Genomic DNA, 1,268 nt, shown 5'->3' on the forward strand with positions numbered 1-1,268 from the left:
TCACCTAACCTTTCCAGCTTTGCCAAAAGTAACATTGACGATGTTATCGAGCTGCATCAGCAACGGGTTATGCAGGATCTGAAAACGTTAACTATCAAACTTTATCAACGTAATCCCTATCAGCGTCATGACCGCCATATGCGTACACTGGAAGACAGCGTAGCCAGATTATTTATGTATCCGGCGGATGTCGGTTTTGCCAAATGGGATGGATTTGAACCGACCGAGATTATTCGTCTGGCTCTGACGGATGATTATGATGGTGACAGGGTGCTGGCCTTCACCGTGGGCATGCGGCGGATGTTAATGGCTTCGTACAACAATCAGTCAGAATTTTATTATCTGTCATCTATTGATCAACAAAAACTCTATAACAGCGCAAGAAATATCGAAATTGCGGCGTGGATGCTGGCGGAACGACGTGATGCAAAGGGTAAGCGGTTATTACTCAGTGATAGTGTGCAGGATGAATCCCGGAATTTGAGCTTTCAACGGATTATCGGTGGCATGATTGCGACACAGGATAATATTTCCGCCATCATTGCGCAGAAAAACGGCCGGTTGGTCAAAACAGTGGTGGTGCAGGCGGCCTCGATGATGTTCTTACCTATCTGATATCTTATTTTCCGCCAATAGCCTGCAGCATAATACGGTTTTTCAGCCACTGTGATTTATTGACCTGTCTCATACCGATTGTTCTTAACCAGCTGATGGGGCTGGCTGATTGAGTAAACAGTCGATGAAAACCATCCATGGAGAACTGCATCAGCAGATTTTCTGCCAAACGTCGCCGCTGATATTTTTTTAACGTATGCAAGCTGCCAATCTGACGCTGCTGCTGTACTGCCCAGGCAAGCGTTTCTGCCAACGCCGTGGCATCCTGCAAGCCAATATTCACGCCTTGCCCGGCTAACGGGTGAATAGTATGTGCTGCGTCACCAAGCAAGGCGAACCCCGGTTTCACATAGTCTCTGGCATGTGCTAATGCCAGCGGGAAACTGGCCCGCTCAGAAACCAGCTCTACTTTGCCCAGTTGATGGTCAAATGCTTCTGCTAGTCTCAATTCAAAACTGTTTTTGTCGAGCGCTTTAAGGTGTTCTGCCTGCTCAGTTGGTAAGGACCAAACGATCGAGCACAAATGCGTATCATTTAACGGTAAAAAGGCGAGAGGTCCACCGGGTAAAAAACGCTGCCAGGCGGTTTTCTGATGGGGCTGTTCAGTGCGTATGGTCGCGACCAGACCATGTTGCTGGTAAGCCCAGCCTCGA

The 1,268-nt window shown here is 48.1% G+C and carries 2 protein-coding genes (1 of these 2 only partly in view); one reads left to right on the forward strand and one right to left on the reverse strand.

Going from position 1 to position 1,268, the window contains the following annotated elements; translation table 11 throughout:
- Positions 1-615 (forward strand): hypothetical protein (locus B3182_RS08010; protein ID WP_292752270.1); only part of this gene is annotated, 615 nt, incomplete at its 5' end.
- A 4-nt stretch (positions 616-619) separates the two neighbouring features.
- Here B3182_RS08010 and B3182_RS08015 read toward each other — a convergent pair.
- On the reverse strand, positions 620-1,268 hold the end of the coding sequence (locus B3182_RS08015; protein ID WP_292752273.1) for a UbiH/UbiF/VisC/COQ6 family ubiquinone biosynthesis hydroxylase. 668 nt of this gene lie beyond the right edge of the window; only the last 649 of its 1,317 coding nucleotides appear in the window; its start codon lies off the right edge, out of view — the gene reads right to left on this strand; its stop codon occupies positions 620-622.

The sequence above is a fragment of the Methylophaga sp. UBA4204 genome (assembly GCF_002379485.1).
In the GTDB taxonomy this organism is placed as follows: domain Bacteria; phylum Pseudomonadota; class Gammaproteobacteria; order Nitrosococcales; family Methylophagaceae; genus Methylophaga.